This is a genomic window from Streptomyces catenulae, from assembly GCF_000718015.1.
Classification (GTDB): Bacteria; Actinomycetota; Actinomycetes; order Streptomycetales; family Streptomycetaceae; genus Streptomyces; species Streptomyces catenulae.
Genome location: NZ_JODY01000040.1, coordinates 1 through 18,845, shown reverse-complemented (window position 1 = coordinate 18,845; position 18,845 = coordinate 1). Strand labels below are relative to the sequence as shown.

Sequence of the window (18,845 nt, the reverse complement as noted above, 5' to 3'; positions counted from 1 at the left end):
TCGAAGGGGCCGGGCCACCACGTGGGGCGCCTGCCGGAGCGACCGGCGGGCGCCGGGCGTCAGTTGGGGTTGAGCCCGTGGCTCTGCAGCCACGGCAGCGGGTTGATCGGCGAGCCGCCGCCCGGCCGCACCTCGAAGTGGAGATGCGGGCCGGTGGAGTTGCCGGAGCTGCCCGAGTACGCGATCTGGTCCCCGGCCTTGACCGAACCGGAGCGGATCTTGGTGCTGCTGAGGTGGCAGTACCACGTCTCCGTACCGTCGGGGGACGTCACGATCGCCATGTTGCCGTAGGCGGAGTTCCACTGGGTGCGGACGGTGCCGTCGGTCGCGGCCATCACGGGGGTGCCGTACTGGACGGGGAAGTCGATGCCGGTGTGGACGGACATCCAGTTGACGCCCGCCTGACCGAAGAGCGCGCTCAGCCCGTGCTGGGTGACCGGCAGCAGGAACTTCGGGCGCAGGGCCTCCTTGCGCCGCGCCTCGTCCTCCTTGCGCTTCTTCTCGGCGACCTGCCGGGCCTTGAGGTCGATGCGCTCCTGGGTGCGGCTCGCCCGGTCGGCGAAGTCGTCGGCCCCGGCGCTGAGTCCGGCGAGCTGGGTGTCGAGCTTGCTGTTGGCCGTCGACGGCTTGACGCCCCCGGCCTCCGGTGCGGCCTGCGCCGCCTCGTCCTTCTCGTCCCCGCCGAAGCTGCCGACGGTGGCCGCCGCGGCGGCGCAGACGCCGAGGGCGGCGACGGAGGGCACCGCGATGGTCAGCAGCGCCGACCGCTTCGCCGTCCGGCGGCGGCTGCGACCGCGCCCCGCGGGGGCGGCGGCCCGGCCGTGGTCGGGGGCGTCGTCGGCGGGGCCGGACGGGACGACCGGGACCGCCTGGGTCATCGCGTCGGCGACCGCGGCGGCGCGGGCCCCCGAACCGGACCCCGGGGATCCGGCGTCGGGCCGCGGCGGTTCGGCGGGCCCGTGCGGCAGCGAGTCGACGGCCGGGGGGCCGCTCTGCGCCGGGATGATCGCGGTGGCCGCCTGGTCGATCGTCGGCCACACGGCGGTGGCGTCGTGCCCGGACGCGTCGTGCCCGGCGTCCTCGGTGACGGCGGGCTGCACGACCGTGGCGGTCGCCTCGTAGCCGCCGGTGCCGTACGCGGTCCGGTCGTCGTACCCGGTGGTGTCGTAGTGCCCGGTGCCGATGGAGAAGCCGCCGCTGCCGAGCGGGTCACCGGCGTAGTCGTAAGCGCCGGGGGCGTCCGCGGCGGGGGCGAGCGTGTCGTAGGAGCCGGTGCCGTAGGCGGCGTGGTGGGTGCCGGTCGGGTAGGCGCCGGTGTGGGTGCCGTACCCGTCGTCGTAGCCGTATCCGTGGGTGCCGGTGACGGGTGCTTCGTGGCCGGTGTGGGCGTAGGGGTCGTAACCGCCGCCCTGGGTGCCCGTGCCGTAGCCGGTCCCGTAGGCCGCGGTGTGGTGCGCGCCGGTGTCGTAGCCGGTCGTGCCGTACCCGCCGGTGGCGTAGGAACCCGTGTCGTGCGGGGTCGCGCCGTATGCGGACGCGGCGTAGGAGCCGGTGTCGTAGGCGCCGGGGCCGTACGGGTCGCCGCCGTAACCGGCCGTCGGGTACTGCCCGGTGCCGTAATCGGCGGGCAGCGAACCGAAGAGCGGATCACCGCCGTCGTAACCGGTGTATCCGGCCGCGGGGTGCTGCTGCCCGTAGGGGCCGTACGTGGCGGAGTGCCCGTACGAGGCGTCGGGAGCGGGGCCTGTCGGGAGTGGACCCTCCGACGGGTGACGGTCGTTCACCACCAGCTTCTCTTTCGCCTCGGCAGCAGGAGAATTAGCGGCGACTGTACCCGGCGGTACGCGACGCCGACAATCTTCCCCAGGTTTCGGGCGGGACCGGGGCGGGCATTTGGTCGCCTTTCGGGGGCATCCATGCCTTCTCTTGGCATGCCGTTCGAGAGCGCACGGAAGCGGAACCCGGCGCACGCGCGGTGACCGGGCCCGCGGGGCCGGAATTCCCTTGCCGTATCCGGCGCGTACCGGGCGTGCCGTTCGTGGCGATATCGAATGCGGATATCGCGCGCGGGCGGGCGGGCCGCGGGGCCGTGTGGTGTGCCCGTTCCGCATGGGGGCAGGGGGCGGATGCCGGGGTGCGGAAGGGGTGTTCGCGTGTGATTTCCCCCTCCCCGGATGTCCCGGGACCGCCGGGTGCGCGATGCTGGCGATAACGTTCGTTCACTTGCGGCCTCCGGACCGGACGGCCGCGCGATCGGTTGTCGGCTCGGCGGCACACACGGCGTGCCGTGCATGACTTGGAGGCGGTTATGGGTGTGGCACGGCATGACGAGGCGCAGGCGGACGCCCGCGGCACGGCCGGTACGTCGGGGCCGATCCGCGTCGTGGTGGCCAAGCCGGGGCTGGACGGACACGACCGTGGCGCCAAGGTCATCGCGCGGGCGCTGCGCGACGCCGGTATGGAGGTCATCTACACCGGGCTGCACCAGACCCCGGAGCAGATCGTCGACACCGCCATCCAGGAGGACGCCGACGCCATCGGTCTGTCGATCCTCTCCGGCGCCCACAACACCCTCTTCGCCAAGGTGATCGCGCTGCTCAAGGAGCGCGACGCGGACGACATCAAGGTCTTCGGCGGCGGCATCATCCCGGAGGCGGACATCGCCCCGCTGAAGGAACAGGGCGTCGCGGAGATCTTCACCCCCGGCGCCACCACCACCGAGATCGTGGCGTGGGTGACCGCGAACGTGCGGTCCCTCTCGGCCTGAGACGGCGCGCGGGTCCGGCCCGTCGACAGGTAGGACGGCGTGCCCCGGCGGTGGTGGGTGGTGTGCCCGCCGCCGGGCGGGGCGTCGCGGGGCGTCCGTCACGGGTGCTCACCCCGTTCCGGAGACGGGCGGGACACCGGGGGCCGAGGCTTCGGCGGGGCTCCCGGGATCAGGGGGGTCGGCGAGTTCGGCGAGCATGGTGGCGCGTAGCCGGAGGGTGCCGACAAGGCGTTGGAACGCCTCGGCCCAGTAACCCCCGGCCCCCGGTGAGGCGCCCTCCGGCTCGTCGGTGACCGCCGTCAGCATGTCCAGCCGGTCCGCCGCGGCCGGATCCAGACAGCGTTCGGCCAGGCCCATCACACCGCTGAAGCTCCACGGATAGCTGCCCGCGTCCCGTGCGATGTCCAGCGCGTCGACCACCGACCGGCCCAGCGGCTCGGCCCACGGCACCGCGCAGACCCCCAGCATCCGGAACGCGTCGGCCAGACCGTGCGCCGCGATGAACCCCGCCACCCAGGCGGCGCGTTCCCCGGACGGCAGGACGGTCAGCAGCTTCGCCGGGTCGCGGGACGAGCCGCCCGAGGCGCCGCCGGTGTCCTCGGGCGCCGCCCCGGGAGCGCCCAGCAGGGCCCGCGCCCAGGCGGGGTCGCGCTGCCGGACCGCCGCGCGGCACCAGGCGTCGTGCAGCTCGGTGCGCCAGCCGTCCGCCACCGGGAGGGCCACGATGTCCTCCGGCGCACGTCCGCCGAACCGCTCGGACCAGCGGCGGAGCGGCGCGGCCTCCACCAACTGCCCGAGCCACCAGGCGTGTTCGCCCCGCCCCGCGGGGGCCTTCGCGGTCACGCCGTCGCGCCGCATCCCCTCGTCGCAGGTGCGCGGCGGCGCCACGCCGATACGCGGGCCGGACGGGCCGGCCGTCCCGGGGACGAGGGTGACGCAGCCGTGGGCGCGGTCCGCCATCCGTGCGGCGAAGGCGGACTCCGGGAGCATGGAGAGGAGTTCGGCGGCGGTGGCCCGGACGGTGCGGCTGCGGTCGGCCAACGCCCCTTCCAGAAAAGCCTCGTCGGAGGGAGAGAGGCCCTCGCGCAGCGCGTCGAGGAAGAGCAGTCGGTCCTCGGCGTGCTCCGTCGGCCAGGTGTCGGCCAGCAGCTCCCGCCCGGCGTCCGGTGCGCTCCGGCGTACCGCGGTCAGCAGGGCCACCCGCTCGGCGAACAGTCCCTCGTCCCACAGGCGCCGCACCGCCCCGGGGTCCTCGGCGCCCGGCGCCGCCCTGGCGTCGGTGGCGCGCAGGGCGAACTTCCAGTCGGCGTGGAACCGCGCCAGCCAGAGGGCCCGCGGACCGGCCAGCGCCAGCGCCGCCGGACGCAGATCGGTCCGGGCGCGGGCGGCGTCGAGCAGTGCGGGCAGCAGCGCCTCGGGGGCGCGGTAGCCGTGCGCCTGGGCGGCGGTCAGCCACTGGGGCAGCAGCTCGGTGAGGTCGGGCGCGGCGCCGCGGCGGCTGCTCCCGCCCGTCCCGCCGCGGTCCGCGAGCAGCAGCGCCAGACGGCGGCGGGCGGCCGGAGGTATCACCGGCCGCGGGTCGTCCGGGGCGGGGGCGGGGCGGTCGGCGGCGAGCGCGGGCCGCAGCCCGGCGCGGCGGCGCACCGTACTGACGGCCGCCGCATCCAGCAGCGCGGCGGCGGCGCTCCGCCCGGGCCGCACCACCACGGGCGGCGTCCGCCGCTCCGTCCCCAACAACGCCGCGCTCACCAGGGCGGACCAGGGCGCGGCGGGGGGAGCGGTGGCGCTCGGCGGGGTGGCCGCCTCCTCGGTGGCGGTGGCGGTGGCGGTGGCGGCGACCGGCGCGGCCGGAGGAGCGGGATTTACGGAGGTCATGCCGTACTCCAGGAGTCGTCGGGTGGCGTGGGGCCGGAGCCGTCGGGTGGTGAGAGAGGGGAGCGGGGCGGTGGCCGTCCGGGGTGCTCGGGGCATGCGCCGTACGGGCGCGGGGCCGTCCCGTCCTGAGCCGTACGGGCTCCGGGCTCCCGGCTCGTGACGGGGACCGGCCGAGAGCCTCGGCTCACGGCGGGGCGGCTCCGGGGCTCCGCCTCACAGGGGGACCGGCTCCGGGTCCCAGGTGGTCAAGGGGAGGAAGCCGCGGTGGCCGCAGGTGCCGAAGACCGTGACGGGGTGGCCGCCCGATATCGCGGCCAGCCGCCACAGGCCCGGTCGGGGCAGGGCGCGCGGGTCGAGCGGCAGCGCGGACTCGCCGTCCGCGTCGGCCAGTTGCCAGCCGGACTCCCCGTCCGCCGGTATCGGGGTGACGTCCGCGAGCACCACCGGCCAGGAGTCCAGCCAGGGGTCGTCGCAGAGCGCCTCGCCGTAGGCGCGCAGCGCCGCGTCGATGCCGCATCCGGACGGCATCGGGCCCTGGACCGGCGGTGCGTGCTGCTCACCCAGGACGGCCCGCAGCGGACGGGCCCCCGGGTGGAAGGCGAGGTCGGCGTCGAGCAGGAGGCCGGGCGGCAGCGTCGGCTCCAGGGGGCGGCCGCCTCCGGAGTGGGAGAGGTGGAGCGCCATCCGGCCGGTCCGCTCGCCCCGCAGGTGGATGCGGCGGGCGGTCAACCTGCCCTCGTCGGTGTCATGTTGGGACAGCACCAGCCAGCGGTCGCGTACCGGTGACGCCTCGGGGCCGGTCAGCAGCTCGGCGGTGTCCGTCGTCAGGCCCACCCGGGTGCGGACCGTCGCGGCGAGCGGCGGCGGCAGCCGTTCTACGGCGAGAAAGCCCTGGTCGAGGAGGTGGAGCAGGGAGCACTCCGCCAGCAGACGGGAGGGCCAGTCGTCGCCCGCAGTGGGGAGGGCGCCCAACTCGCGCACCCGGGAGGCGAGTCCGGGTGCCTGGGCGTCCACCATCCGGGCGGCGGTTTCGTCCCAGGAGGGGTGACCGGCGCCGTCCGCGGCGGCGAGTCCCGTGCGGAGCAGGTCCTCCAGCCGCTGTTCCAGCTCCGTCGCGCCCGCGCCGATCCGGGCCGCCCGCCGCGCCGCCCGCCGGGCCGTGGGCTCCGCATCGGCGGTGGCGCGCGCGGGCGGCCCGCCCTCCGGTGGTGCGGTCGCCTCGCGACCGGCCCGCTCCCGGCGGCCCGTCAGCCATTCGTCCGCCCAGGGCGGCGGCGCGCCGGACGGGACCGCGTCGCCGCCGCCGGACCAGAGCAGCAGCAGCCCCAGCGCGTGCTTGCACGGAAACTTCCGGCTCGGGCAACTGCACCGGTACGCGGGCCCGGTGAGGTCGACGACGGCGCGGTACGGCGTTCGGCCGCTGCCCTCGCACAGCCCCCACACGCCGTCGCCGTCCGCGCCCGCCCCCGACCACGGCCCGGGCCCGGCGAGTCTGCCGCCCGCCCTGCGTGATGCCTCGTCAGGCGCGAGCGCGAGCACCTGATCCGTCGTCCAGCGTTCCCCCTGCGAATTCATGTCACCGACGCTACGACCCGCCACTGACAATCGACCGGGAGCGGAGTGAAGGCGCAGGTCAGAGGCGGTTTGAGGGGCGTTGTCAGTGGTCGGGTGCAGAGTGGAATCCGCAAGCGGCCGACCGCCTGCCGGGCGTCGGTGGCAGTTCGTTCGATGAGGGGGAGCCATGTCCGCGGACGGGTGGAAGACGACGGAAGAAGCGGCGGAAGAGACGGCGGCGCAGACGCCGGGCGGAGCGCGTCGGGAGCCGCGCGCGCAGGCGTCGAAGGGGACGGACGGCGGCGCCGGGGGAGCGGTGCTGCGACCGCACGCGGAGGAGACCTTCGCGGACGAACTCGCCGCGCTGGCCGCCGCCGACGACCGGCCGCGGCCGGAGCGCTGGCGCCTGTCGCCGTGGGCGGTGGCGATGTACCTCCTCGGTGGCACGCTCCCCGACGGCACGGTCGTCACACCGAAGTACGTCGGGCCGCGCCGCATCGTCGAGGTGGCGGTGACGACGCTGGCCACCGACCGCGCGCTGCTCCTGCTGGGGGTGCCGGGGACCGCGAAGACCTGGGTGTCGGAGCATCTGGCCGCCGCGGTCAGCGGCGATTCCACACTGCTCGTCCAGGGCACCGCCGGTACGCCCGAGGAGGCGATCCGCTACGGCTGGAACTACGCCCGCCTCCTCGCCGACGGACCCGGCCGGGAGGCGCTGGTGCCCAGCCCGGTGATGCGGGCGATGGCGGACGGGGCGACCGCCCGTATCGAGGAGCTGACCCGTATCCCGGCGGACGTCCAGGACACCCTCATCACGATCCTGTCCGAGAAGACCCTGCCCATCCCGGAGTTGGGCGAGGAGGTGCAGGCGGTCCGCGGCTTCAACCTCATCGCCACGGCCAACGACCGCGACCGCGGCGTCAACGACCTCTCCAGCGCACTCCGCCGCCGCTTCAACACCGTCGTCCTGCCGCTGCCCGGGACGCCCGAGGCCGAGGTGGAGATCGTCTCCCGCCGGGTCGGGCAGCTGGGCCGTTCACTGGATCTCCCGCCCGTGCCCGAGGGGTTGGACGAGATACGGCGGGTCGTCACCGTCTTCCGCGAGCTGCGCGACGGGGTGACGGAGGACGGGCGCACCAAGGTCAAATCGCCGTCCGGGACGCTGTCCACGGCCGAGGCGATCTCCGTGGTGACCAACGGCCTGGCGCTGGCGGCCCACTTCGGGGACGGCGTGCTGCGCCCGGGCGATGTGGCCGCCGGTCTGCTGGGCGCCGTCGTCCGCGACCCGGCCGCGGACCGCGTCGTCTGGCAGGAGTACCTGGAGACGGTCGTCCGTGAGCGGGACGGCTGGAAGGACTTCTACCGCGCCTGCCGGGAGGTGACGGCATGAGCGGGACCGGCGGAAGGAACGGGCCCGGCGGTGCGGGCGGGTCCGGCGCCGCGCACGGGGACGCCGGGCCGGTGCTGCTCGGGGTGCGGCACCACGGCCCCGGCTCGGCGCGGGCGGTGCGCGCCGCGCTGGAGCGGACCGACCCGTGCGCGGTGCTCATCGAGGGGCCACCGGAGGCGGACGCCCTGGTGCCGCTCGCCGGGGATCCCGGGATGCGTCCGCCGGTCGCCCTGCTCGCCCATGTCCGGGACGCCCCGGGGCGGTCGGCGTTCTGGCCGCTGGCGGAGTTCTCCCCGGAGTGGGTGGCGCTGCGCTGGGCCCTGGAGCGGGAGCTCCCGGTCCGCTTCATCGACCTCCCGGCCGCCCACTCCCTGGCGATGCCGGAGCCGGAGCCCGGCCCGGAGCCGGGCCGACAGCCGGAATCCGGCGCCGAGGGCGCACCCGGTGACGGGCCCGCCCCGGGTGCGCCGGGCGCCGCGCTGCGGACCGATCCGCTGGGGGCGCTCGCCCGGGCGGCCGGGTACGACGACGCCGAGGCGTGGTGGGAGGACGTCGTCGAGCACCGTACGGCGGGCGGCCCCGGGGCGGCGGACGCCCTGGCGCCGTTCGCGGCGGTCGCCGAGGCGATGGCCGCCCTCCGCGAGACGTACGGCGACGGCGGGCACCCCCACGACCCGGTCCGCGAGGCCCATATGCGGCTGCGGCTGCGGGCCGCCCGGCGGGAGTTCGGGGACCGCGTCGCCGTCGTCTGCGGCGCCTGGCACGTCCCGGCGCTGACCCGCCGGACGACGGTCACCGCCGACCGTCGGCTCCTGTCCGGCCTGCCCAAGGTCAAGACCGAGCTGACCTGGGTGCCCTGGACCCACCGCCGCCTCTCCCGGCACAGCGGGTACGGCGCCGGAATCGCCTCGCCCGGCTGGTACGGCCACCTCTTCCGGGCGCCCGACCGGCCGGTCGAACGCTGGCTGACCCGGGCCGCCGGGCTGCTCCGGGAGGAGGATCACGCGGTCTCCCCGGCCCATGTCATCGAGGCCGTACGCCTCGCCGAAGGGCTCGCCGCGGTCCGTGGCCGTCCGCTTCCCGGGCTCGCCGAGACCATGGACGCGATCCGCGCCGTACTGGGCGACGGCTCCGACGTCCCCGCCGCGCTGATCCACGACCGGCTCGTGGTCGGGGACGTCCTGGGCGAGGTGCCCGACGGCGCACCGGCCGTCCCCCTGCACCGCGACCTGACCCGCACCGCCCGCGGCCTGCGCCTCAAGCCGGAGGCGGCGGAGCGCGAGGTGGAGCTGGATCTGCGTAAGGAGACCGACGCCGGGCGCAGCCGTCTGCTGCACCGGCTGCGGCTCCTCGGCATCCCCTGGGGCGAGCCGGTCCGGTCGCGCACGACCACCGGGACGTTCCGGGAGACCTGGCGGCTGCGCTGGGAGCCCGAGCTGTCGGTGAAGGTCGCCGAGGCCGGGATCTGGGGCACGACCGTGGAGGCGGCGGCCACCGCCAAGGCCGCGGCGGACGCGGCGGCGGCCACCGCGCTCGCCGAGGTCACCGCCGTCGCGGAAAGCTGTCTGCTCGCCGCGCTCCCGGAGGCGTTGCCGCAGGTCATGCGGGTCCTGGCGGATCGCGCCGCACTGGACACGGACGTCGGCCGCCTCGCCCGGGCGCTCCCCGCCCTCGTCCGCGCCGTCCGCTACGGCGACGTCCGCGGCACGGACGCCGCGGCGCTGCGCGAGGTGGCCGGGGGCCTGGCCGAGCGGATCTTCGTCGGCCTGCCGCCCGCCTGCGTCGGTCTCGCCGCGGACGCCGCCACCGAGATGCGCGCCCACCTCGACGCCACCCACCGGGCGGTCACCCTGCTGAGCCGCCCGGAGACCACCGAGGAGCCCGGAACTGAGAAGGGCGGCCCGGAGACCGGGATCGGGAAAGGCAGCCCGGAAACAGCTGAGGAGCCCGGGGCCGGGCAGGACGACCCGGAGATCACCGAGCAGACGGGGGCCGGGCAGGGCAGCCCGGAGACCGCCGAGGGGGCCGGGACCGGGCAGAGCACCACGGCTTCCACTCCCGCGGATCGCTGGGCGCAGACCTTGCGCGGTGTCGCCGAACGGGAGCGTGTGCCCGGGCTGCTCCGGGGCCGGGCCGTGCGGCTGCTGCGCGACGACGGGCGGCTCGGGGACGACGGCGCGGAGCGGCTGATGGGGCGCGCCCTGTCGCCCGCCGCCCCGCCCGCGGACGCGGCCGGGTGGATCGAGGGGTTCGCCGGGGGCGGGGACGGCGACGGCATGGTGCTGGTCCACGACGAGCGGCTGCTGGCGCTCGTCGACGGCTGGCTGACACGGGTGTCGCCCGAGGCGTTCACGGACGTACTCCCGTTGCTGCGCCGGACGTTCGCCGCCTACGGGACCGGGGTGCGCCGCGCCCTCGGCGCGCAGATACGCCGGGGCCCCGCCGCGCTCGCCCCGCAGGCGGGGCCCGGCCGGGGCGCGGACCCGGACGACGCCGTGCCGGTGCCGGGCTTCGGCTCCGGCCTCGACCGGGACCGCGCCGCCGCCGTCCTGCCCACCCTCCACCTGCTGCTCGACCCCGCCCCACCCGCCGACGACCCCTTGGGGAAGGCATGTTGAACGCCACCGACCGCACGGCCCCGCCCACCACCCCGGCCCCCGCGACCGCACCGCCGCCCACCGACGCCGCACCCGAGATCTCCGCACCCGACGACACCGCCTCCACCTCCGGGCTCCCCGCCGACGAGCGGTTGCGGCGGTGGCGGATGGTGCTCGGCGGGGGAGCGGCGGACGGCACCGGGCGCGAACTGCGGGGCCGGGACCGGGCGATGGACGAGGCGCTCGGCGCGCTCTACGGGCGGGACGGCGCCGCGCGGGACGGCGCCGCGCGGGACGGCGCGGGCCGGGCCGCCGGGGGCCGCCGCGCCGCCGGGCTCGGTGCGTCCGCGCCCGGGGTGGCGCGCTGGCTCGGCGACATCCGGACGTACTTCCCCTCCCCGGTCGTCCAGATCATGCAGCGCGACGCCATCGACCGCCTCGGACTGGCCGCGCTGCTGCTGGAGCCGGAGATGCTGGAGGCGGTCGAGGCCGATGTCCACCTGGTCGGCACCCTGCTCACGCTCCACAAGGCCATGCCCGAGACGACCCGGGAGACCGCACGGACCGTCGTCCGCAAGGCCGTCGCACAGCTGGAGCGGCGGCTCGCGACGCGGACCCGCGCCACCCTCACCGGCGCACTCGACCGCTCGGCCCGGACCGCCCGCCCCCGCCACCACGACATCGACTGGAACCGCACCCTCCGCGCCAACCTCAAGCACTATCTGCCCGAGCACCGCACGGTCGTCCCCGAGCGGCTGATCGGTTACGGGCGGGCCGCGCGGTCCGTACGGAAGGAAGTGGTGCTCTGCATCGACCAGTCCGGCTCCATGGCCGCGTCCGTCGTCCACGCCGCCGTCTTCGGCGCGGTGCTCGCCTCGATGCGGTCCCTCGACACCCGGCTGGTCGTCTTCGACACCTCCGTCGTCGACCTCACCGACCAACTCGACGACCCGGTCGACGTCCTCTTCGGCACCCAACTCGGCGGCGGTACGGACATCAACCGCGCGCTCGCCTACTGCCAGTCCCGCATCACCCGCCCCGCCGACACCGTCGTCGTCCTCATCAGCGACCTCCACGAGGGCGGGATCCGCGACGGGATGCTCAGGCGGGTGGCCGCGATGCAGGCGTCGGGGGTGCAGTTCATCTCTCTGCTGGCACTCTCCGACGAGGGCGCGCCCGCCTACGACCGGGAGCACGCGGCGGCGTTGGCGGCCCTGGGCGCACCGGCCTTCGCCTGCACACCTGATCGCTTCCCGGATGTCATGGCCGCCGCAATCGAAAAGCGCCCCCTATTCATACCGGACATGCCGGAGCAACGGTGACGGGTCGCCCCGGGGGTCCTTGCGGCCCGGCTGCCGGGGCGGGCAAGGTCGCCGTATCGCCCACGACGTGAGCGGCACCACGGTTCCGGGCCGTGACCGCCCCCGTCCTCCTGGGAAGCACTCCCCGTCTCCGTCCCCTCCGTCACCCCTGCCCGTGTCCGCACGGTGCCGGGGCGAGCGGCGCGCGAACGGATGCGGCGCACCCGCACCACGCACATCCGACTTCGTCGGTGGCCGTCGCCAACGGGCTGCTGAGGAAGGCCGGTTGCGCACCTGCACCACCCGCTCGCCGACGATCCGGTGCACGGGACGGGCAGGGCACCCCGTCAGCTTCAGAAGCGAAGGACCGTCACCATGCGTCATCCCGTCCGCCGTTCCCTGGGCCTCGCCGCCGCCGCTTTCGGCCTGGTCGCCTTCGGCGCGACCGCCGCCCACGCCGACAGCGACTGGTACCCCACCGAGAAGGGCAACCCGGTGGTCTTCCAGTCGGCCCCCGCCGCCGGTGACACCGGCCGGGTCGTCTGCAACCCCGACGGCACGTGCTGTGACGCGGACGGCTGCTGGACGGACCGCGTCGACCCGATCCCCGCCGTCGCCTCCCACCTCCAGCCGCTCGGCTGACTTCCCGCGAAGGCGCTCCGCCGCCGACGGTGCCGGTAGCGGCACCACCCGCGGTACGGCCGTGACACCGTGCCGCCCTGCCGCCGGTACGCCTGGGCGTACCGGTGCCCCGAACCGCCGGGTGGTCCTCTGTGGGGGAGGATCACCCGGCTCCGGCGTTTCTCGGGGCCGGTGTGCCCGGTCCCGGACATCCGGCGCTCCGCGGCGCCGGTCCGCGCTCCGACCCACAGGTGAGCATGCGTCATGTTGAGCGCGCGTCATGCCTCGTCCGCTTCCCCGCGCTCGACGCCCATTCACCGGTAAATCGAAAGCTGTTCGCACGTCATACCGGACATGGCGGAGGAACGTGACAGGAGCGCCGAGGGGACTTGCGGGGGCCCTGGCCCCTCGTGCAAGGATCAGTTCATCGCTTGATCACCCGTGACGTGAGCGACGCCGTGGCCCCTGCCCGGTGTCCCCGTCCCCCTGGGAAGGTCTCCTCCGTTGTCTGCTGCGTTCGTTCCGCCTGCCGCCGTGCGCCTGCCGCGCACCGTGGCCGTGCGGCGTGCGCTGCTGGCGGGGCTCTTCCTGGTGGGCTTCGTGGCCCTCGGCTTCGCCCTCGGCCCCGGCGCCCACGCGGACGACCGCACGGCGGGGTTGCCGGGGACGCTCTCCCCGGCAACCGCCACATCGACCGTCGACCAGCCGTCGTCGCAGGTCCGGGCCGTGCCCGTGGATCGCGCGACGGCCTCGCCCGCCAAGGCCACGGCCGAGGCGGGGGCACCGGTCCGGGCCGCCACCCGGACCGCGTCGCCGGACCGGCTGGCGCCCTCCGAAGCCGCCGTCGCGCGGCAGGGGGCCCAGGTGGGTGCGGCGACCGGACGTGAGGCACGGGCCGCGGCCGGTGAACTCGCCGACGCCGTACGGCCCGCCGCCGAGCGCGCCGGGCAGATCACCGACCCGGTGACCGGCCTCGTACGGCAGGTGGGTGGTGCGGCGGGTGCCGTGCTGCCGCAGCCGTCCGGGACGCACCCGGGGCACCCCGGGGACGGCGGCCGACCGCAGCACGGCGGGGCGCCGCACGGCACCCCGCAGGGCTCGGCGCACCGCGTCGGACCTGCGAAGAAGGCGGACGCTTCGGGCGTCGGCGAGGTGCGGGCGAAGGATGCCGAGGGGGCGCGCAGCGCCGCTCGTGCGCCGGGTGCGCCGAGCCCGGACGGTGCCTCGGCGCCGCTGCCCAGAGGGGCGTTCGCCCCCGCCTCGTCGAGCATCGGCGACGGTCATGGGCCCCGTGGCGATCAGCACGCCGCTTGCGTGGCGGAGACCGCGTACACCGGGCGGATGCCCGGCGGTGCGCACCGGGCCGAGGGCGCGCCGACGCGTCACCGTCCCCACGACATTCTCGAATTCCCGGGCTAGGGCAGACCGTTCCGCGTCTTTGACCTGCCGCGCGGGGGCGGCACAGGTCTGCCCGTACACCCCTGAATTCGAAGGACCCTCCATGCGTATCGCCATCCGTCGTTCCATCGCCGTCGCCGCCACCGCCACCGGGCTGCTGGCTCTCGGCGCCGTCTCCGCCAACGCCGCCGAACTGCCCGGCACTTCGGACCTGCCCGCCGTCGGTTCGCCGACCGGCGCGGTGAAGAAGGTGTCGGACGCCGTTCCGGCCGTCCCCGCCGGGAAGGACCTCCCCGCCGGTCTGTCGAAGGCGGCGAAGAAGGCCCAGGACACCCTGACCGCGCAGCCCGGCGTGCCGGCCGAGCTGTCGGACGCCGCGCAGAAGGCGCCGCGCTCCGTCCCGGCGCTGCCCGGTGTCCCGACCGACCTGTCGAAGGCGGCGAAGAAGGCCCCGGCCGACCTCTCGAAGGCGGCGAAGAAGACCACGGGTTCGCTCCCCGCGACCCCCGGCGTTCCGGCCGCCGCCGACCTGCCCGCCGTTCCGGGCGTCCCGGCGCTGCCCGCCACCCCGGACGTTCCCGAGGTTCCGGCGCTGCCCGCCACCGACGGCCTGGGCCCGGTGCTCAACGCCCTGGGCGGTATCCACACCACGATCGCCAAGGGTGACCAGTACGGGCGTCTCCAGGAGGACCTGACCCGCGCCGCCGACCCGGCACGGCTCACCAACCTGGCCGACCCGGCGCAGGCCACCCAGGTGACCGACGCGGCCGACCTCACCGAGCTGACCAAGTCCGCCGACCTCACCAAGCTCACCAAGCTCACGAAGCTCGCCAAGGTGGCCGACGCCGCCGACCTCACCGACCTGCCCGGTCAGGTGCCGTCCGTCCCGGCGCTGCCCGCGAAGCAGGGCCTGCCCAAGGTTCCGGGCCTGCCCGAGGTCCCGGCCGTTCCCTCGATCCCGGCCGTCCCGGCCACCTCGACCGTGCCGTCCGTCCCGGCGCTGCCGGGTACGCCCGCGCTGCCCGGCAAGCCCGCGCTGCCCGGTGCCTCCGGCTCCGTCCTCGACCGTGTGCTGACCCTCGCCCTCCCGGCCGCCGAGCGGACCGTCGACGGGGTGGACCCGGCCGCCGTGCGGAACGTCGTCGTGACGCTGCTGCCCGCCGGTACCGTGCCCGCCGACCTGACCGACCCGGCATCCATCCCGGCGCTGCCGGGCGTCCCGGCCGTGCCCTCCGTCCCGGGTGTCCCGGCGGGCGTGCCGTCGCTCCCGGCCCAGGGTGTCTGACGGCACGGTGACACCGCGATGCCGCCCCTGCGCGGGTGACATCGCACCATGAACAGCCGGGTGGCCCTCTGTGGGGGAGGGCCACCCGGCATCGTCATGTCCGGGGCCGGGCCGACACGTTCGGCCCGGCCCCGGCGTCGCGCCCGGTGCGGGACCGGGCCCGCGGCCGGTCCCGCCACCGGTGTTACGAGGCGGGAACCTGTAGCCGGTCCCAGCTCACCCGGCCCGGGACGCCGTCCGCGTCGTCACCGCTGAAGCCGAGCTTCCGCTGCCAGGCCGCGTACGAGTCGCGGTCGGCGTCGGTCCACTCCGGGCCCGGGCCCTGCCGGTAGTGGCCGCAGCCCTCCGCCACCAGGCGTTCGCCCATCGCCGTGACGACCGGGCTACGGGTGCCGGACCGGAAGAAGTCCGCCCCGGGGAACGGCTCGTAGGACGCGGGGTGCCCGCCGCCCTCGGTCTCCCCGCCCGCCTCCGTGTCGTCGGCGTGGGCGGGCAGGGCGAGCCGGGCGCGGATACGGGCGCGCAGGGTGTCCATGGCGAAGCCGCGCGGGTCGACCTTCCCCGGCTGCCACTCCAGATGGCCGATGACGGAGCGCTCGCCCCAGCCGTGGGCGCGGCAGAGCGCCGCCGACGCCCGGACGATCGCCCGGATCTGCTCCTCGGGCCACGGGTCGTCGCCGTCGCCGAGGTTGATGCACTCGAAACCGTAGAAGTGCGGGTTGCCGTCGGTGTCGGACGCGTTGTCCCGGGGCGGCCTGGTCTCGCGGACGACGGCGCGCAGCACATCGCCGTCGCCGAGCCCGGCGTGGTTGGCGCGGCCGTTGCCGACGAGGTGGACCTCCCCCTTCTTGTCGATCACCCCGTGGCAGAGCGGACCGGGCAGATCCGACCGGCCCTCGTAGCAGAGGGCTACGGAGTCGTCGGTGCCCTTGGTGGCGGTGTGGTGGATCATCACGCCGTTCAGCGGTCCCCAGGCGCCCTTCGCGTTGCGGTTGTGGGTGCGCCAGTCGCGTACCTCGTGGACGGTCAGACCCTCGTCGCGCAACGCCTTGAGCAGGTCGGACGCGGTCAGCGGTGTCGCCATCGATCTCCCCCATGCCGTGGATGTGGCCGTCGCCGGGCCGCCGCGCCGAGGTGCGGCGGCCGGTTCCGGCGGCCACGCGCCGGTCACGGACAGGGCCGGACGGCGCGGGCTCCCGGCCCCGGGCCGGGCACTGCCCTTGTACCCAGGCGGGCGGCGGGTAGTGCACCGGACGGTTGTGCGCCGTCCGCACCGGCCCGCGCGCCGGGCGCCCTACGGTCCGCCCCTCGGGAGGGCGCGGGTGGCCGGAATCGGGTGCGGAATTCGTGGCGGGGGCCGTTCGGGCGGTGACGTGAGGCGTTCCACAGTGACGTGGCCGGGCGCCGGGAAACCGCCGGTCCACGGCCTCCGTACGGGTGCTGCCTGGGATTCTGTGACCGTAATCACCGCTCCAGCACGAGCTGTGATTTAGGGCCGCACGGCCTGCGGCGATAACCTGCGAGACGGACATGCCGCGTATTCGGTCAACCGTGTACGCCTCCCCTGTGACAGCGCCGTCACGTTGCCCTTCGCGGCACGCCCATCGCAGAGAACGACCCGCGATCACTACGGCGATTCTGAGAAGACAAGGGACGGACGCGCGTGGACCTGTTCGAGTACCAGGCGAGGGACCTCTTCGCCAAGCACGGTGTACCGGTGCTGGCCGGTGAAGTCATCGACACGCCTGAGGCAGCCCGCGAGGCGACCGAGCGTCTGGGCGGCAAGTCGGTCGTCAAGGCGCAGGTGAAGGTCGGCGGCCGCGGCAAGGCCGGTGGCGTCAAGCTGGCCGCCACCCCGGACGAGGCCGTCGCTCGCGCGAGCGACATCCTCGGCATGGACATCAAGGGCCACACGGTCCACAAGGTGATGATCGCCGAGACCGCTCCGGAGATCGTCGAGGAGTACTACGTCTCGTACCTCCTCGACCGGACCAACCGCACCTTCCTGGCCATGGCCTCCGTCGCCGGTGGCATGGACATCGAAGAGGTCGCGGCGACCACGCCCGAGAAGCTCGCCAAGATCCCGGTCGACTCCAACGAGGGTGTGACCAAGGAGAAGGCCCAGGAGATCGTCGCCGCGGGTCAGTTCCCGGCCGAGGTCGCCGACAAGGTCGCCGACGTCATGGTCACCCTGTGGAAGACCTTCGTCGCCGAGGACGCGCTCCTCGTCGAGGTCAACCCGCTGGCCAAGGTCGCCTCCGGTGAGGTCATCGCCCTCGACGGCAAGGTGTCCCTGGACGCCAACGCCGAGTTCCGCCAGCCGGAGCACGAGGCCCTGGAGGACAAGGCCGCGGCGAACCCGCTGGAGGCCGCCGCCAAGGCCAAGGGCCTGAACTACGTCAAGCTTGAGGGCGAGGTCGGCATCATCGGTAACGGTGCCGGTCTGGTCATGTCGACCCTGGACGTCGTCGCCTACGCCGGTGAGAACCACGGTGGCGTCAAGCCCGCCAACTTCCTCGACATCGGTGGCGGCGCTTCCGCCGAGGTCATGGCGAACGGCCTGGAGATCATTCTCGGCGACCCGGACGTCAAGTCCGTCTTCGTCAACGTCTTCGGTGGCATCACCGCCTGTGACGAGGTCGCCAACGGCATCGTCCAGGCCCTGGAGCTGCTCAAGTCCAAGGGGGAGAACGTCAGCAAGCCGCTGGTCGTCCGCCTCGACGGCAACAACGCGGAGCTGGGTCGCAAGATCCTCAGCGACGCCAACCACCCGCTGGTGCAGCGCGTGGACACCATGGACGGCGCGGCCGACAAGGCCGCCGAGCTCGCGGCTGCGAAGTAAGGGACGAGGTCAGACACCACCATGGCTATCTTCCTCACCAAGGACAGCAAGGTCATCGTCCAGGGGATGACCGGCGCCACCGGCATGAAGCACACCAAGCTCATGCTCGGTGACGGCACCAACATCGTCGGCGGCGTGAACCCCCGCAAGGCCGGCGAGAAGGTCGACTTCGACGGCACCGAGGTGCCCGTCTTCGGCTCCGTCGTCGAGGCGATGGAGAAGACCGGCGCGGACGTCTCCGTCATCTTCGTGCCGCCGAAGTTCGCGAAGGCCGCCGTCGTCGAGGCGATCGACGCCGAGATCGGTCTCGCCGTCGTGATCACCGAGGGCATCGCGGTCCACGACTCCGCCGCCTTCTGGGCGTACGCCAAGGCCAAGGGCAACAAGACCCGGATCATCGGTCCGAACTGCCCCGGTCTGATCACCCCCGGCCAGTCCAACGCCGGCATCATCCCGGGCGACATCACCAAGCCCGGCAAGATCGGTCTCGTGTCCAAGTCCGGCACGCTGACCTACCAGATGATGTACGAGCTGCGCGACATCGGCTTCACCTCGGCCGTCGGCATCGGTGGCGACCCGGTCATCGGCACCACCCACATCGATGCTCTGGAGGCCTTCGAGGCCGACCCGGAGACCGAGCTGATCGTCATGATCGGTGAGATCGGCGGCGACGCCGAGGAGCGTGCGGCCGACTTCATCAAGGCCAACGTCACCAAGCCGGTCGTCGGCTACGTCGCGGGCTTCACCGCGCCCGAGGGCAAGACCATGGGCCACGCCGGTGCCATCGTCTCCGGCTCCTCCGGCACCGCCCAGGCGAAGAAGGAGGCCCTGGAGGCCGCCGGCGTCAAGGTCGGCAAGACCCCGTCGGAGACCGCCCGCCTGGCCCGCGAGATCCTCGTCGGCTGACGGCAGTCCTTCCGGTGACACCGGGCCCGTACCCCTCCGGGGGTGCGGGCCCGGTGTCGTTTCCCCGTCAGTGCGGCGCCGGGGCCGCCGGTGGGGGGACGGCCCGGGGCGCGGCGGATCCGGGGGCGGACGGTGGGGGTGCGGCCGCCTTCGGCGTGGCCGCGGCGGGCGAGGGCGGCGGCGCCGACCCGGATGCGGCCGGTGCGGGTGGTGGGGCCGCGCGGGGCGTGGCGTCCTTCTGCGGGGCGTTCTTCTGTGCGGCGCCCTTCTGTGCGGCGGACGGGGCGGTGCCCGGGGCCGGTTGGGGGC

At 74.9% G+C, this 18,845-nt stretch carries 13 protein-coding genes and 1 pseudogene; 9 read left to right on the top strand and 5 right to left on the bottom strand.

From position 1 onward, the window contains the following. Positions 1–59 precede the first annotated feature (59 nt). Positions 60–1,784, bottom strand: a complete 1,725-nt coding sequence (locus IF23_RS0127250) for a M23 family metallopeptidase (RefSeq protein WP_030288241.1) — start codon at positions 1,782–1,784, stop codon at positions 60–62. A 524-nt stretch (positions 1,785–2,308) separates the two neighbouring features. Here IF23_RS0127250 and IF23_RS0127245 point away from each other — a divergent pair. Beyond that, a complete protein-coding gene (locus tag IF23_RS0127245; protein ID WP_051739923.1) occupies positions 2,309–2,767 on the top strand; it encodes a cobalamin B12-binding domain-containing protein in 459 nt (152 codons plus the stop codon). 108 nt (positions 2,768–2,875) lie between these two features. Here the strand turns inward: IF23_RS0127245 and IF23_RS0127240 are convergent, their stop codons facing one another. Beyond that, entirely contained in the window at positions 2,876–4,642 is a 1,767-nt protein-coding gene (locus tag IF23_RS0127240; protein WP_245655129.1) for a DUF5691 domain-containing protein, read from the bottom strand. 213 nt (positions 4,643–4,855) lie between these two features. Then, entirely contained in the window at positions 4,856–6,217 is a 1,362-nt protein-coding gene (locus IF23_RS0127235; RefSeq protein ID WP_030288235.1) for an SWIM zinc finger family protein, read from the bottom strand. 166 nt (positions 6,218–6,383) lie between these two features. Here IF23_RS0127235 and IF23_RS0127230 point away from each other — a divergent pair, with 166 nt between their 5' ends. The 6 genes from IF23_RS0127230 (at position 6,384) to IF23_RS35195 (ending at position 14,788) form a co-directional block, all read left to right on the top strand. After that, positions 6,384–7,586: an ATP-binding protein gene (locus IF23_RS0127230; protein WP_245655128.1), complete on the top strand. Its 1,203-nt coding sequence runs from the start codon at positions 6,384–6,386 to the stop codon at positions 7,584–7,586. After that, on the top strand, positions 7,583–10,204 hold the full coding sequence (locus IF23_RS0127225) for a DUF5682 family protein (RefSeq protein ID WP_245655127.1): 2,622 nt from the start codon (positions 7,583–7,585) through the stop codon (positions 10,202–10,204). Before IF23_RS0127230 ends, IF23_RS0127225 begins: the two co-directional genes overlap by 4 nt. Positions 10,205–10,350: 146 nt before the next feature. Next, positions 10,351–11,505, top strand: a complete 1,155-nt coding sequence (locus IF23_RS33775) for a VWA domain-containing protein (RefSeq protein WP_245655131.1) — start codon at positions 10,351–10,353, stop codon at positions 11,503–11,505. A 354-nt stretch (positions 11,506–11,859) separates the two neighbouring features. Further along, the gene (locus tag IF23_RS0127215) at positions 11,860–12,126 is read left to right on the top strand and encodes a hypothetical protein (RefSeq protein ID WP_030288227.1); all 267 of its coding nucleotides are present in this window, start codon (positions 11,860–11,862) and stop codon (positions 12,124–12,126) included. A gap of 483 nt (positions 12,127–12,609) precedes the next feature. Continuing rightward, positions 12,610–13,524: a hypothetical protein gene (locus IF23_RS0127210; RefSeq protein WP_169750034.1), complete on the top strand. Its 915-nt coding sequence runs from the start codon at positions 12,610–12,612 to the stop codon at positions 13,522–13,524. A gap of 82 nt (positions 13,525–13,606) precedes the next feature. Next, on the top strand, positions 13,607–14,788 hold the full coding sequence (locus IF23_RS35195) for a hypothetical protein (RefSeq protein ID WP_030288222.1): 1,182 nt from the start codon (positions 13,607–13,609) through the stop codon (positions 14,786–14,788). Positions 14,789–14,972: 184 nt separating this feature from the next. On the opposite strand, the gene IF23_RS0127200 is transcribed toward IF23_RS35195, so the two are convergent. Then, a complete protein-coding gene (locus IF23_RS0127200) occupies positions 14,973–15,872 on the bottom strand; it encodes a peptidoglycan-binding protein (protein ID WP_030288220.1) in 900 nt (299 codons plus the stop codon). 579 nt (positions 15,873–16,451) lie between these two features. Here IF23_RS0127200 and sucC point away from each other — a divergent pair. Beyond that, the gene (gene sucC, locus IF23_RS0127195; RefSeq protein ID WP_030288218.1) at positions 16,452–17,630 is read left to right on the top strand and encodes an ADP-forming succinate--CoA ligase subunit beta; all 1,179 of its coding nucleotides are present in this window, start codon (positions 16,452–16,454) and stop codon (positions 17,628–17,630) included. Positions 17,631–17,651: 21 nt separating this feature from the next. Further along, on the top strand, positions 17,652–18,536 hold the full coding sequence (sucD, locus tag IF23_RS0127190; RefSeq protein ID WP_030288217.1) for a succinate--CoA ligase subunit alpha: 885 nt from the start codon (positions 17,652–17,654) through the stop codon (positions 18,534–18,536). A gap of 67 nt (positions 18,537–18,603) precedes the next feature. Here the strand turns inward: sucD and IF23_RS34690 are convergent. After that, a pseudogene (locus IF23_RS34690) lies at positions 18,604–18,845 on the bottom strand (2-oxoglutarate dehydrogenase, E2 component, dihydrolipoamide succinyltransferase); the annotation flags it as partial.